The 12464-nt window shown below is 58.1% G+C and carries 17 protein-coding genes; 13 read left to right on the top strand and 4 right to left on the bottom strand.

Going from position 1 to position 12464, the window contains the following annotated elements:
* Positions 1–115 precede the first annotated feature (115 nt).
* Entirely contained in the window at positions 116–916 is an 801-nt protein-coding gene (locus NJC40_RS01240; RefSeq protein WP_253140551.1) for a SirB1 family protein, read from the top strand.
* Here the strand turns inward: NJC40_RS01240 and NJC40_RS01245 are convergent.
* The gene (locus NJC40_RS01245; RefSeq protein ID WP_253140552.1) at positions 913–1476 is read right to left on the bottom strand and encodes a hypothetical protein; all 564 of its coding nucleotides are present in this window, start codon (positions 1474–1476) and stop codon (positions 913–915) included. The two genes, NJC40_RS01240 and NJC40_RS01245, sit on opposite strands and share 4 nt — an antisense overlap.
* A gap of 394 nt (positions 1477–1870) precedes the next feature.
* On the opposite strand from NJC40_RS01245, the gene NJC40_RS01250 reads away from it, so the two are divergent.
* Positions 1871–2323: a hypothetical protein gene (locus NJC40_RS01250; RefSeq protein ID WP_253140553.1), complete on the top strand. Its 453-nt coding sequence runs from the start codon at positions 1871–1873 to the stop codon at positions 2321–2323.
* 109 nt (positions 2324–2432) lie between these two features.
* On the top strand, positions 2433–3770 hold the full coding sequence (locus tag NJC40_RS01255) for a hypothetical protein (protein ID WP_253140554.1): 1338 nt from the start codon (positions 2433–2435) through the stop codon (positions 3768–3770).
* A 19-nt stretch (positions 3771–3789) separates the two neighbouring features.
* Here NJC40_RS01255 and NJC40_RS01260 read toward each other — a convergent pair whose 3' ends face one another.
* Positions 3790–4242, bottom strand: a complete 453-nt coding sequence (locus tag NJC40_RS01260; RefSeq protein ID WP_253140555.1) for a flavodoxin — start codon at positions 4240–4242, stop codon at positions 3790–3792.
* Positions 4243–4499: 257 nt separating this feature from the next.
* On the opposite strand from NJC40_RS01260, the gene NJC40_RS01265 reads away from it, so the two are divergent.
* The 7 genes from NJC40_RS01265 to NJC40_RS01295 all read left to right on the top strand — a co-directional run bounded on the left by NJC40_RS01265 (position 4500) and on the right by NJC40_RS01295 (position 8356).
* Positions 4500–5105, top strand: a complete 606-nt coding sequence (locus NJC40_RS01265) for a hypothetical protein (protein WP_045483051.1) — start codon at positions 4500–4502, stop codon at positions 5103–5105.
* A 171-nt stretch (positions 5106–5276) separates the two neighbouring features.
* A complete protein-coding gene (locus tag NJC40_RS01270) occupies positions 5277–5843 on the top strand; it encodes a putative antibiotic biosynthesis monooxygenase (protein ID WP_253111759.1) in 567 nt (188 codons plus the stop codon).
* 178 nt (positions 5844–6021) lie between these two features.
* Positions 6022–6729, top strand: coding sequence for a dihydromonapterin reductase (folM, locus tag NJC40_RS01275; protein WP_253140556.1), 708 nt, complete (start codon positions 6022–6024; stop codon positions 6727–6729).
* A 20-nt stretch (positions 6730–6749) separates the two neighbouring features.
* Positions 6750–7313, top strand: a complete 564-nt coding sequence (gene folE, locus NJC40_RS01280) for a GTP cyclohydrolase I FolE (protein WP_045483060.1) — start codon at positions 6750–6752, stop codon at positions 7311–7313.
* On the top strand, positions 7313–7684 hold the full coding sequence (folX, locus tag NJC40_RS01285) for a dihydroneopterin triphosphate 2'-epimerase (protein WP_253140557.1): 372 nt from the start codon (positions 7313–7315) through the stop codon (positions 7682–7684). Before folE ends, folX begins: the two co-directional genes overlap by 1 nt.
* A 29-nt stretch (positions 7685–7713) precedes the next feature.
* Complete coding sequence (locus NJC40_RS01290; protein ID WP_373568499.1) at positions 7714–8022, top strand: DUF1244 domain-containing protein; 309 nt, start codon at positions 7714–7716, stop codon at positions 8020–8022.
* Positions 8015–8356, top strand: coding sequence for a HopJ type III effector protein (locus NJC40_RS01295; RefSeq protein WP_253140558.1), 342 nt, complete (start codon positions 8015–8017; stop codon positions 8354–8356). Before NJC40_RS01290 ends, NJC40_RS01295 begins: the two co-directional genes overlap by 8 nt.
* Positions 8357–8441: 85 nt before the next feature.
* On the opposite strand, the gene trxB is transcribed toward NJC40_RS01295, so the two are convergent.
* Positions 8442–9404 (bottom strand): thioredoxin-disulfide reductase, encoded by a 963-nt coding sequence (trxB, locus tag NJC40_RS01300; protein WP_045483069.1) that lies wholly within the window; start codon positions 9402–9404, stop codon positions 8442–8444.
* A 122-nt stretch (positions 9405–9526) separates the two neighbouring features.
* On the bottom strand, positions 9527–10126 hold the full coding sequence (locus NJC40_RS01305; protein WP_045483072.1) for a peroxiredoxin: 600 nt from the start codon (positions 10124–10126) through the stop codon (positions 9527–9529).
* 262 nt (positions 10127–10388) lie between these two features.
* Between NJC40_RS01305 and cysZ the strand changes: the two genes are divergently transcribed.
* The 3 genes from cysZ (at position 10389) to NJC40_RS01320 (ending at position 12444) form a co-directional block, all read left to right on the top strand.
* A complete protein-coding gene (gene cysZ / locus NJC40_RS01310) occupies positions 10389–11150 on the top strand; it encodes a sulfate transporter CysZ (protein ID WP_253140559.1) in 762 nt (253 codons plus the stop codon).
* A gap of 206 nt (positions 11151–11356) precedes the next feature.
* The gene (locus NJC40_RS01315; RefSeq protein WP_253140560.1) at positions 11357–11836 is read left to right on the top strand and encodes a hypothetical protein; all 480 of its coding nucleotides are present in this window, start codon (positions 11357–11359) and stop codon (positions 11834–11836) included.
* A 260-nt stretch (positions 11837–12096) separates the two neighbouring features.
* Positions 12097–12444 carry a hypothetical protein gene (locus NJC40_RS01320; RefSeq protein ID WP_144403190.1) on the top strand — a complete coding sequence of 116 codons (348 nt, stop codon included), beginning with the start codon at positions 12097–12099 and terminating at the stop codon, positions 12442–12444.
* The last annotated feature ends 20 nt before the right edge of the window (positions 12445–12464 follow it).

The raw sequence follows: 12464 nt of genomic DNA on the forward strand, positions 1-12464 counted from the left end.
CGCACAACTTTTGAAAGCATTTAAACGCCGTGCTGAATGCATCTGGCGCTGGACGAATATTGACCAGAGGACTAAAACAGAGGCGTGTCTGCAAACAATCACTGGGGGAACGGTCATGACGCCACGCCAACACTGCCTGAGGTGTTTGCAACGGACCCCGCCTGCGGTGTTCGAAGCCGCGCTATGGATCGGCGCCGAACACGACCCGGCGTTTCTCCCCGCCCATATCAATGACGATATGGATCATCTGCTGCACGACATCAGCATTGCATTGCCGGCGTTGCCGGCGGCAGAACTTGCCCAGCCACTGCTGCGTGAAATGAGCCATCTGGGCTTTCAGCGTGACGAATGGAACCCGCCCAAAGCCGAGTCTGCCCTGCTGCACCGGATCATCCAGCGGCGTCGCGGTCAGCCCTTGGGTATCGCCCTGATCGCGATGGAAATCGCACGACGCTTGAACATCGAGCTCGAAGGGGTGAATTTTCCCGGACACTTCCTGCTGCGCGTGCCGGGTGCCGATCATGTACTCGACCCATGCAATGGCCGACGCCTGTATCCCAAAGATTGCCGTGAGCTGCTGGTCCGCCAGTTCGGCCCGGACATGCCGCTGCGCGCCGAACACATGATGCGCGCCAGCCCTTTGAGCCTGTTACAGCGCATGTCACGCAACCTGCGTCACCTGCATCAGATCAACGACGACTTTCTGGCCTCGCTGATGGATGCCAACCGGATCATGGAACTGGGCCAGGCGACCAGCAGCGACCACATGGCCCGCGCCAGCCTGTACCAGACCCTCGACTGCCCGCAGGCCGAACGCTTCGACCTGGAACACGCCCTGCTGCTGAGCGAAGACCCGTTGCAACGCCTGCGGCTGACCGAGCGTCTGAGCCAGTTGCCGGCCAGCCGTCTGCATTAAGGCGCCTTGGCATTGCGCGTTACCGGCCTCGTGCCGTTGCGCTCCTCTGCCTTGGTCTTGACCATCTCCGGGCTGTCGCCGGACTCGGCAAACACCTGCAGGTTCTGGACGATGTGAATGGTGCGGATGTAATCGGGCAACAGCGCCTCGGCATAGCGATCACCCCAGAGTGTTTTCTCTTTCATCTCAACGATGCGCTGGGCGAGAAATTCCAGGGCATTGATTGGCTGATCGGCATTGATCACCTTGCCATTCTTGTCGAACTCGGCCCCGGCGCGGCTCATCAGCTCGGCGGTGAGGTTGTCGATCAGCCCGAATTTGTACAACACCATGCCGGCTTTGCTGAGCTCTTTGGGAGTGATCTGTTCAGGATTGAAGTCCTTGAACAACGACTTCATTCGTTGCCGCTCCATGGCCGGGGTATTGAGTGCAATCGCGTTTTCACCGATTTCACGTAGTACCTGTTGGGCCTGTTCAGAAGAAACAACAGGGGCCGTTTCACGTGTCTTGGGCGTTCTGATCTCGACTTGCGGCATTTCACCCCATATGGAACTCACCATGAGAAAACTCCTGATCACTAAAAAGGATTCTCCTGCACTATCGGCGTTTCTCCCGGTTCATGAACGCCACGCTTAAAATCAAGACCGCACTTACAACTCCGCCAGAAACTTCCCACATAACCCTTCAGGGACTTTCGATAAACACCCTGCTCCCTTAATGGCACAGCAAAAGCTGCGGCTCAAAAATAAAAACCATCATTTAGATGCCGCCCCACGCCAGCTCACGCACACTTTACGGTCTTGCAGAAACCCCCTACACAATAGTCAGACTCGGGATGACTGCAAATTTAATCCAGACATGCTTAAAGATAACCACCTACCGCTTCATCGACGACCTCGGTGAAAACCACTGCTGAAACTCTCGTTCAGCTACAAAAAACAACAAGGAATTCTTATGAACAGATGGTTTTTTATCACCACCATGCTGCTGGCCTTTTCTGCCCAGGCAGATGAGTTCGTCATTGAAAAAACAGCGAAACCCAGAACAATAAGGCTCGTGAATGAGGATACAGCTGCGTCGTTCTTCCAAATCTCTCGGGCCGATTTACCGCCAAGATCAATCGGCGTACCGATGCAAGTTGAGCAACTCAGTTGGCAAACCACTCACTACCCGTATCCGGGCATCAACGAAACAATCAAAGTTTGCTACTACCCCTACGGAGACCTTCCTCAAAGGCCTGTCATCTGCGATACCCAACCTGCAACTCCGGCCGGTAGCTCTGACCTGTTCAAGGGACAGCCTTTTGCCTATGAAAGCCAGATAAAGATCCACCACACAGTGAGAGGGAGCAGGCAGACCATCAGCCCGGCAGGCCACGACAGATTAACTCTGCGTATTAGCCGCTGAGCACTCATCAGTCGCTTCGGTCATGGCCGGGCCGAAGCGTATTGCGCGTCGAACATTTGATCACTCAACTCGTCCGTCAGCCGCTGCAAGCGGGCAACAGGAGACGTTCATGCTTAGTATTAACAGCCAGGTTATTTCATCCAGCAACCTGTTACGCCCCATTGCCAATGGCCCCGATCAACCGACCCACCTGACAACTGAAGTTCCGGATTACGACACCTCAGATACACTCTCATGCTTGGCCCGACAATTGAGCGAGGCGGCTGTTCGCGCCAGCGTTCGCGAAAAAGAAATGACTGCCGTGCAATTACGTCACCACCTTGCGTCGCTGGAGCAGCAACTGGCGGGAGATAAACCTCTGGTCCAAAAAGAGTTACACGATACCCAACAACCCGGAGCCCGAGCATCAGTAATCCACGCCCGGCAGGCCACCGAACTCGGCAACGGTAGAAGCGCAAATCCGTTCGGCGGCATGCCAGAAGATCAGTTAACCTTAATAGCCTATGACGAAGGCCCGGCCTTTACACTTAATGAGCGTCGCGCAGCCTGGCAAGCGCTGCAAACTTTGCCGCGCACGCCATTTCCGTTTTCACTTGCGTCAACGGCCATAAAAAATGATGAGGGCCACCAGATTCTGGTATCGAGGATATTCAACGGTACGGAGCCTGTGCTGAGTACCTTTGCAGAAACCGGACATTCAGAAAAAACGCCTGACGCTCAATATCTGAACCGCCAGGACCGCACCTTGCTGTCGCATGTCTACGCTTGGGCTCAGGGTCTGGGTATCGATCTGAGATATGTAGATGATCTAGCCAGCGAGCTTGGTGTCTATCGACATTATGACGATGGCCGCAGCCTGGGCAACATCGACAAAAACGCACGCTATGACGGCTCTGGGCGCGAACTCAGTGTAAGTTTCACGCCGAAAAATGCTCTCTTGGCCAAACGTATGCTAGGCGGCCTCGCCTCTAGCAACACGTTGCTGGACAAGGGTTTTCTGCGTTTCGAACTTGATCCGCGTTACATGCCAGGCCGAGATGGCTGCGACCTTACATTCCTGGAACAGGTTGTAAACCGCTTCTCCACCAACGGTTTGAAAGACAGCGAACTCAACAATCACTTTGCCGCTTACCCTGAAAATCCAGCCAGAACCAAGATCATCGAGTGGTCAAAGCAGGCAAGGCGCCCCAATTACGGGGAGCCACATGCCATTTCTATCAACGGCGTCTGGACCATCACCCCTAAAGGAAAAGCGGCAGGTTATGCTTTGAACCCGGCCACCGGCCAGCTTGAGCAGCTCGAGCCTGACCCCAAGCCCATCGAGAAAAAAACCGGAAATTTGCTTGATGGTTTTTTTGACAAGCCCGGGGTCAAGCGGCTATTGCCGACACCCTTCATGCAACTGTTGATGAAATACAAACTGCAAGGCCGGGTACGCAGGCCCTGAGTCTGGAGCAGGCCCGCCGTCAGGCGAGTTTGCCAATCAGCTCAGCCAGCCAAGGCTCGGCGTCGGTGTCCGGGGTGACGCTCTCACTGGCGTCCAGGCGCAGCATGGCCTGCACTTCATTGACGCCCAACTCGCCAAACAACTCGCGCAGCTGTTCGCCACCGCCACAGAAGGTGTCGTCGTAGGCACTGTCACCCAGTGCGATCACTGCGCCCGGCAGGCCGCGCAGGCTGGCGGGCAGTTCATCGCGCAGCTGGTAGTACAGATCCTGGATATTGTCGGGCAGTTCACCCATGCCGGTGGTGGAGGTCACCGCTAACAACGCCTGAGGGGCAAAGCCCAGCAGTTCGGCCTGGGTCAGGCGCGAATTGAGCAGCACTTCGTGGCCGGCACTGCGCAGCAGGCCGCTGGCATGCCGGGCAACGTCTTCTGCTGCGCCGAAGACAGAACCGCAAAGGATGGCAATTTTCATAAGTAGTCCCATGACCCGGTAAAAATTCAGGCATTATGCACCATCACGTCGGCCTGTTTGTTCAGCCAGGATGCAAAGCATGACTTGCCGACTTTAATGATGAGCACCGGGCCTGCGTTCTGACGTACGGTCAGCCCCCTCAAAACCATGTGATCCGGGCCTGAGCCAGAATCGCCGGTGCTTTACGACCAACGGTATGAACATTACCGGGAATCAATGGTCTCCTTACACAATTGCGGACTCGTCCGAGCTTCGATATGAACCCTGACGCCTTACTGACGCAGGATGAACTGGATTTCATCCTGGACATGCAGCACAACCCGAAACTCAATGTGCGTGACAACACGCGCAATTTGATGATGAACGGTGGTGCCCAGATTCAGGAACTGTTGGCGCGCTTGGCGGCGAGCGAGCAGGTGACCATCCAGGCGCAGTTCAATAACCAGCAGATGACCTTCCCGCTTCATCTTGTGGAAGACGAGTTCCATGCCTTGCACCTTGAGCTGGGCACGCCGAGTATCTACGAAGAAGGCCCGCAGATTCGCCCATGGCGTCTGATATTGCCCAAACCACAGCCGCTGGAAACCGAGGATGGTGCGCTGACGGCCCTGTGGATACACGAAATATCCTTTAAAGGCGTATTACTGGAGCAGCGCCGCCCCGGTGATTTCCCCCAGCGTTTTTCAGCCTGGTTCGCCCCTGATGATTACGAGCCGATACCGTTGCGCGGCCGTTTCGAACGCCTGACCGAAAATGGCATGGCAGCCTATCGGCTGAGCCAGAGCAATCCGTTGCATGCCGAGCGCCTGCGCCAGTACATGCTTCATGAGCATCGCAAGGCCAATCCCGACCTGCACGCCTGAACATACCTTGGGCGCGAACTCAGCCGACCCAAACTCCCTCTGGATTGTTTTGCAAATTCAGGAATAATCCTTGCTTGCTTTCAAGCGAAGCCGTCGCGGTTCCACCACCCCGGAGCCATGACTTGTGCGCGTCCCTACCCGGGAGGCTCATGCATCTATTGGAGATACACAATGTCTACTGCTCCCGTCACCTTGATGGTGGCCCGCCGTGTGACCCACGGTCGCTATCAGGAGTTAATCGCCTGGCTGCATGAAGGCGAACGCCTGGCCACTGATTTTCCCGGTTACCTCGGCTCTGGGGTGTTGGCACCGCCACCGGGCGATGATCAATTTCAGATGATATTCCGCTTCACCGACGCGCAGACCATGCACGCCTGGGAGCATTCGGCGTCACGACGCGCCTGGTTGGTGCGCGGCAGCGGCCTGTTCGACAGTCCATCGGAGCAGCGCGCCAACGGTATCGCCGGCTGGTTTGGCAGCGCCGGTACACGCCCGCCGCGCTGGAAACAGGCCGTGGCCATCTGGCTGGCATTTTTCCCAGTGTCGCTGCTGTTCAATTATGTTCTCGGACCGCTGCTGAGCCAGCTTGAACTGATGCCACGCATCATGCTCAGCACCCTGATCCTTACACCGTTAATGGTCTATCTGTTCATTCCACTGTCGACCCGCCTGCTGTCCAGCTGGCTCAATGACAGCCCGCAGCGCAGCAATCGCGCCGGATCGACGGCTCCGCACTGAGAGACCAGCCACCACGCCTGGAGCCGGCACAGCCCTCCAGGACGTGCAAGCCTGCCCCGCAGGTTGTACAGCGCACGGCATTGGTATAACTTCGCTCGTTACACCAGTTTCCAACCTGTACGCAGATGTGATCCTTGTATCTCATCCTGCTGCGCAGATCTGACTCCGTGAGCTGTCCATGGCCTCCACTGCACCGATACTGATCACCGGCGCCAGCCAGCGCGTCGGCCTGCACTGTGCGCAGCGCCTGCTCGAAGAAGGTCAGGCGGTGATCATCAGCTACAGAACGCCCCGACCTGCCGTCGAGCAGTTGCGTGCGGCAGGGGCTGTTACCCTGCACGCCGACTTTTCGTCGCAGACCGGCATCATGGCGTTTATCGACACCCTGCAGCAGCACACCGACAGCCTGCGGGCCATTGTGCATAACGCTTCGGAGTGGCTGGCCGAAACACCGGGGGACGAGGCCGAGGTCTTCACCCGGATGTTCAGCATTCACATGCTCGCGCCCTACCTGATCAACCTGCATGGGGCCAGGCTTTTGCAACGCAGTGCGGTCGCCGACATCGTGCATATCAGCGATGACGTGACCCGCAAGGGCAGCAGCAAGCACACCGCTTACTGTGCCAGCAAGGCTGGCCTGGAAAGCCTGACCCTGTCGTTCGCCGCGCGCCTGGCGCCGCAGATCAAGGTCAACGGCATTGCCCCGGCGCTGCTGATGTTCCAACCCGATGACGACGCGGCATACCGCGCCCAGACCCTGGCCAAGTCGGCCCTGGGCATCGAGCCTGGCCCGGAGGTGATCTATCAGAGCCTGCGCTACCTGCTCGACACGCCCTACGTGACCGGCACCACCCTGACCGTAAACGGCGGACGGCATCTCAAGTAAGCCGCCCCGAGGACCCTGAAATGAGCGAACCCCTGTCACAGCAGTACCGAGACATTCTCGTGGGCCTGGGCGAAGATCCACAGCGTGAAGGCCTGCTCGATACCCCCAAGCGGGCCGCCAAGGCCATGCAGTACCTCTGCCACGGCTACAATCAGAGCCTGGATGAAATCATCAATGGCGCGCTGTTTGCCTCGGACAACGACGAGATGGTGATCGTCAAGGACATCGAGCTGTACTCGTTGTGTGAACACCACCTGCTGCCCTTCATCGGCAAGGCCCATGTGGCCTATATTCCCACCGGCAAGGTCCTGGGCCTGTCGAAGATCGCCCGGGTGGTGGATATGTTCGCCCGCCGCCTGCAGATCCAGGAAAACCTGACCCGACAAATCGCCGAGGCCATCCAGAGCGTCACCCAGGCCGCCGGCGTGGCAGTGGTGGTCGAAGCGCAGCACATGTGCATGATGATGCGCGGTGTCGAGAAACAGAATTCACTGATGAACACTTCAGTCATGCTCGGCGCATTCCGTGAGTCGAGCACCACACGCATGGAGTTTCTGCAACTGATCGGACGGAGCAAGGGCTGATGGCGAAACTGGAACCAGGCACCGCGCGCATCCGGGTCAAGGACCTGCGCCTGCGCACATTCATCGGCATCAACGAAGACGAGATTCTCAACAAGCAGGACGTGCTGATCAACCTGACGATCTGCTACCCGGCCCAGCAAGCGGTGCGCGACAACGACATCGATCACGCGCTGAATTACCGCACCATCACCAAGGCAATCATCCAGCACGTCGAAGGCAACCGCTTCGCCCTGCTCGAACGCCTGACCCAGGAAGTCCTGGATCTGGTGATGAGTAATCAAGCGGTGACCTACGCCGAGGTGGAAGTCGACAAACCTCACGCCCTGCGTTTTGCCGAGTCGGTGTCGATCACCCTCTCTGGCCAGCGCTGATATCATCGCGCGCTTCAACGGAGCCCATCATGACCGAGCCACAATTGACCGAACAGCAACGCCTGGAACTCGAAGCGGCCGCCTTCCGCCGCCTGGTTGCCCATCTGGACAGCCGCAAGGACGTGCAGAACATCGACCTGATGAACCTCTCGGGTTTTTGCCGCAACTGCCTGTCGAAGTGGTACAAGGCCGCCGCTGACGAGCGCAGCATCGAGGTCAGCCTCGACGACGCCCGCGAGGTGGTGTACGGCATGCCGTACAACGAGTGGAAATCGCTTTACCAGAAACAAGCCAGTGCCGAGCAACTTGCGGCCTTCAAGGAACCCAAGCATGACTGATCTGAACACCCTGCGCGCCAGCCTGCGCAGCGGCCAACACGCATTCGCCGAGACCCTGGCATTCATTGCCGAAGGCTACGACTATCAGCCACAGGCCTTCCGCAACGGCGAGGTGGAAAACGCCGCCGGGCAGAACGAAGGCTCGTGCAAGACCCTGGGCCTGGCCCTGCTTGAAGGGCTGAGCGACGAAGAAGCCCTGCTGGCCTTCGGCGAACACTATCGCTCGGTACAGGCCACTCCTGAAGGCAGCGACCACGGCAATATCCGCGCCCTGATTGCCCATGGCCTGGCCGGCGTGAAGTTCGAAGCCGAACCGCTCAAGCGCAAAGCCTGATCTGCGCCGCTGAAGCGGCTCTTGCAGGCGCGCAAGGCACAAAAAAACCGGCTATCGAAGCCGGTTTTTTGTGGGTCAGACGCAATCAGAACGAGGCGTTGGCCAGGCCGTCCAGGTAGCGTTCGACGTCCAGCGCCGCCATGCAGCCGGCACCGGCCGAGGTGATCGCCTGACGGTACACGTGGTCAGCCACGTCGCCCGCCGCGAACACACCCTCGACACTGGTCGCCGTGGCATTGCCTTCACGGCCGCCATTGACCACCATGTAGCCGTCCTTGAGCGCCAGCTGGCCTTCGAACAGCGAGGTGTTCGGGGTGTGGCCGATGGCGATGAACACACCGTCAACCTTCACATCTTCCTGACTGCCGTCGTTGTTCTTCAAGCGCGCACCGGTCACGCCCATGTTGTCGCCCAGCACTTCGTCCAGGGTCGCGTTGAGCTTGAGTTCGATCTTGCCTTCGGCGACGCGGGCGTGCAGCTTGTCGATCAGAATCTTCTCGGCGCGGAAGGTATCACGGCGGTGTACCAGCGTGACCTTGCTGGCGATGTTGGCCAGGTACAGGGCTTCTTCCACAGCGGTATTGCCACCGCCAACCACCGCCACCGGCTTGTTGCGGTAGAAGAACCCGTCACAGGTCGCACAGGCCGAAACGCCCTTGCCCATGAATGCTTCTTCGGACGGCAGGCCCAGGTAGCGGGCGCTGGCGCCGGTGGCGATGATCAGCGCGTCGCAGGTATAGGTGCCGCTGTCGCCCTTGAGGCTGAACGGTTTGCCGGCCAGGTCCACGGAGTTGATGTGATCGAAGACGATCTCGGTCTCGAAGCGCTCGGCGTGCTCACGCATACGCTCCATCAGCGCCGGGCCGGTCAGGCCATGGGGGTCGCCCGGCCAGTTGTCGACTTCAGTGGTGGTGGTCAGCTGACCGCCTGCCTGCATGCCGGTGATCAGCAGCGGCTTGAGGTTGGCACGGGCGGCGTAGACCGCAGCACTGTAACCGGCAGGGCCGGAGCCGAGGATAATCACTCGGGAATGACGGACATCGGACATGACACACTCCTGTCGACCGGCCACTAACGCCGGAGTTGCAACGATTGAACGGGTGGGGCACCGCAACGCATGCGCTGCCCCTGAATTCGGTTGGCCGCAACCGGGGTCACGGCCAGAGGGCCTTACAGGCCTTTGGCGTTCGAAGCCAGGTAATCAGCAACGCCCTGGGCGTCTGCTTTCATGCCTTTCTGGCCTGGGCGCCAGCCGGCCGGGCAAACTTCGCCGTGCTCTTCGGTGAACTGCAGGGCTTCGACCAGACGGACCATTTCGTCGACGTCACGGCCCAGTGGCAGGTTGTTGACCACCTGGTGCTGAACCACACCGGACTTGTCGATCAGGAACGAAGCGCGCAGGGCCACGCCAGCGTCGTGCTCGATGCCGTAGGCGCGAGTGATCTCGTGCTTGACGTCAGCGACCATGGTGAACTCGACTTCGCCAATGCCGCCCTTCTCGACCGGCGTGCTGCGCCAGGCGTGGTGAGTGAACTGCGAGTCGATGGAAACGCCGACCACCTCAACACCCAGCTCGCGAAAGCGCGCAATGCGGTTGTTGTGGGCAATGATTTCCGAAGGGCAAACGAAGGTGAAGTCCAGCGGCCAGAAGAACAGCACCACGTATTTGCCACGCAGCGAAGACAGCTTGAAGCTGTCGACGATCGAACCGTCGCCCAGCACTGCTGCGGCATCGAAATCAGGGGCTTGCTTGTTTACCAGTACGCTCATGGATGACTCCAGTCAGAAATGGAAAAGGATAGGTGAGGAAATTGGTCATCAGCCTATCGGGGTGGCGAAGATTAAGGAAATTTCGTTTCACAATCCACCTCATAGACTTCTCCTATTCAGAAAAGTACCGAGGCCATTACTTTAACCCCTGCTACGTCGTGGCGGCGAATCCGGGCCATGCCGGACACACAGGCTGGCCAGCCTCTTTAACCACTGCCACAAAGCCGGTAAGGTCGCCGCAGACCCTGATTCGGAGGCTGTCATGCCCGCACCCGCCCTCACCGGCCCGCAATACCTCGCCGAAGGCCTGAAACTGATACTCAGTCCTGGCCTGCGCCTGTTTGTCCTGCTGCCCTTGAGCATCAACCTGCTGCTGTTCGGGGGCCTGGTGTACCTGGCGGTGCATCAGTTCGGCATGTGGGTGGACACCTTCATGCCGACCCTGCCGGACTGGCTGAGCTTTCTGAGCTACATCCTGTGGCCGCTGTTCGTGTTGCTGGTGCTATTGATGGTGTTCTTCACCTTCACCATGCTGGCCAACATCATTGCCGCACCGTTCAACGGTTTTCTGTCGGAAAAGGTCGAGGCCGTGGTGCGCGGTGAAGACACCTCACCACCGTTCAGTTGGGGTGAACTGGCCGCCATGATTCCCCGCACTCTGGCTCGTGAAGCTCGCAAGCTGGGTTACATGTTGCCGCGGGTTATAGGGCTGTTCATCCTGTCGTTCATTCCGGTGGTCAACCTGATCGCGACCCCGCTGTGGCTGTTGTTCGGTGTATGGATGATGGCAATCCAATACATCGACTATCCCGCCGACAACAACAAAATGAGCTGGCAGGACATGCTCGCCTGGCTGCGCAGCAAACGCTGGGCCTGTTTGAGTTTTGGCGGCACGGTGTATGCCGCGTTGCTGATCCCGTTCGTCAATATCTTCATGATGCCGGCAGCAGTGGCCGGGGCGACGTTGTTCTGGGTCCGGGAGCGGGGCGAGGGAGGTTTGTCACAGGCTAATACTGGCCGTTAAAGGCAGATTGTTGCCGGGCAGCACAGGGGTGATCACCCGCTGCCCGGCAGCTTTACAGGGCCCCAGCCCTCTTACGCCAATATGGCATCGGTCTTGCTCAAGGGATCCGGCGCAGGGAACCGGATTGCCACGGCGGCGTTACGTGCTGTCATCGTCAGCCGCCTCCTGGTCACACCCGGCGCGCCCACAACCATTGAGGACAGAACATGCGCATTGATGCCACTTCACCCATTGCCGCGCTCACCGGCCAGCAAAACCCGACAAGAAAATCCGGGGCTGATACGCAACAATCCAATCTCCAGGCTGTGCAAGCACAAGCCGCCCTGCCGACAGACAAGCCAACTGACAGTGTCAAATCTGAAAACATGTACGTAAAAATGGCCAGGCAATCCCCGGACAAAGCCGAAGAAACCGCATATTCACTGGTCAACGACTCCATGAAAGATCCACTGCTGAACATTTCCAGCTGGCCGGTGATTCGCTATTCGGTCTCAGGGCAGTTGGTGACAGATGAGTCCAACGCCTACTTCCAGAAACTCTCGGCTGATTCATTCAAACTGCGTACCGACCTCTACAACTCGGAAAAGGCCAAAGGCACTTCCGCACTCGAAATTGTTGAAAAGCTGGTCGCATTAAATAGCAGTTTGCCCAAAAGTTTTCAGGACATGGCCAACTGGCAAGCATAACGCTGTAGGCAAGGCGGTTTTCGCTTCAGCAACCGCCTATCGCCCCACAAATCCAGGAACATTCTTACATTGCTTGGGGAACAATTCGATTTTCCGGCAACGCGTAATTAATAGCGGCAATCGATCTCCAGCACTGGCAAATAGTTGCCATCAGAAAACACCAAAGACATGTAAGAATATTCCCAACCAGACCAACCAGCGCACTTCCCACTCTTTATTTATAGCCCCATCGCCGCGACAGCATAAACCTGGCATTCAGTTTGCTCTTCACTATCGTGTCCACAGAAGAGGAACTGACCATGACAACTGATTTATCCATTTCGAATTCATCCGGCTACACCCGTGCGCCCGCAGCGCTTGAGAGCGTTCCGTCTTCACGCGCAGGCCGATTCAGCCAGATCCTGAAAAATGCCAGTAACGACGCCCCCAAGCCACCGCCAGAACCTGCCGCCGCTACGCTCATACCTCTTCAGCTAATGCGCCCGGCGACCTTCATGCAGAACAAGAATGTGCAACAACAAGGGTCGGTCGTGCAGGACGACAACTTTGTACCGGCGCCAGCGGCATTGGAGCGTATCCCTGGCAAAGGGCGAGTGCTCAAAAACTAGCGATGCACCACCCTGGTTTG

This window comes from Pseudomonas sp. 21LCFQ02 (assembly GCF_024129895.2).
Taxonomy (GTDB): Bacteria; Pseudomonadota; Gammaproteobacteria; order Pseudomonadales; family Pseudomonadaceae; genus Aquipseudomonas.

Bases quoted from the DNA above. Each gene is read 5' to 3' on its own strand.
- folM (WP_253140556.1), top strand. From the start codon at position 6,022: ATGGCCTCCACTGCACCGATACTGATCACCGGCGCCAGCCAGCGCGTC.
- trxB (WP_045483069.1), bottom strand. From the start codon at position 9,404: ATGTCCGATGTCCGTCATTCCCGAGTGATTATCCTCGGCTCCGGCCCT.
- NJC40_RS01290 (WP_373568499.1), top strand. From the start codon at position 7,714: ATGACCGAGCCACAATTGACCGAACAGCAACGCCTGGAACTCGAAGCG.
- folE (WP_045483060.1), top strand. From the start codon at position 6,750: ATGAGCGAACCCCTGTCACAGCAGTACCGAGACATTCTCGTGGGCCTG.
- NJC40_RS01250 (WP_253140553.1), top strand. From the start codon at position 1,871: ATGAACAGATGGTTTTTTATCACCACCATGCTGCTGGCCTTTTCTGCC.
- NJC40_RS01240 (WP_253140551.1), top strand. From the start codon at position 116: ATGACGCCACGCCAACACTGCCTGAGGTGTTTGCAACGGACCCCGCCT.
- folX (WP_253140557.1), top strand. From the start codon at position 7,313: ATGGCGAAACTGGAACCAGGCACCGCGCGCATCCGGGTCAAGGACCTG.
- NJC40_RS01295 (WP_253140558.1), top strand. From the start codon at position 8,015: ATGACTGATCTGAACACCCTGCGCGCCAGCCTGCGCAGCGGCCAACAC.
- cysZ (WP_253140559.1), top strand. From the start codon at position 10,389: ATGCCCGCACCCGCCCTCACCGGCCCGCAATACCTCGCCGAAGGCCTG.
- NJC40_RS01265 (WP_045483051.1), top strand. From the start codon at position 4,500: ATGAACCCTGACGCCTTACTGACGCAGGATGAACTGGATTTCATCCTG.
- NJC40_RS01315 (WP_253140560.1), top strand. From the start codon at position 11,357: ATGCGCATTGATGCCACTTCACCCATTGCCGCGCTCACCGGCCAGCAA.
- NJC40_RS01270 (WP_253111759.1), top strand. From the start codon at position 5,277: ATGTCTACTGCTCCCGTCACCTTGATGGTGGCCCGCCGTGTGACCCAC.
- NJC40_RS01305 (WP_045483072.1), bottom strand. From the start codon at position 10,126: ATGAGCGTACTGGTAAACAAGCAAGCCCCTGATTTCGATGCCGCAGCA.
- NJC40_RS01260 (WP_253140555.1), bottom strand. From the start codon at position 4,242: ATGAAAATTGCCATCCTTTGCGGTTCTGTCTTCGGCGCAGCAGAAGAC.
- NJC40_RS01245 (WP_253140552.1), bottom strand. From the start codon at position 1,476: ATGGTGAGTTCCATATGGGGTGAAATGCCGCAAGTCGAGATCAGAACG.
- NJC40_RS01255 (WP_253140554.1), top strand. From the start codon at position 2,433: ATGCTTAGTATTAACAGCCAGGTTATTTCATCCAGCAACCTGTTACGC.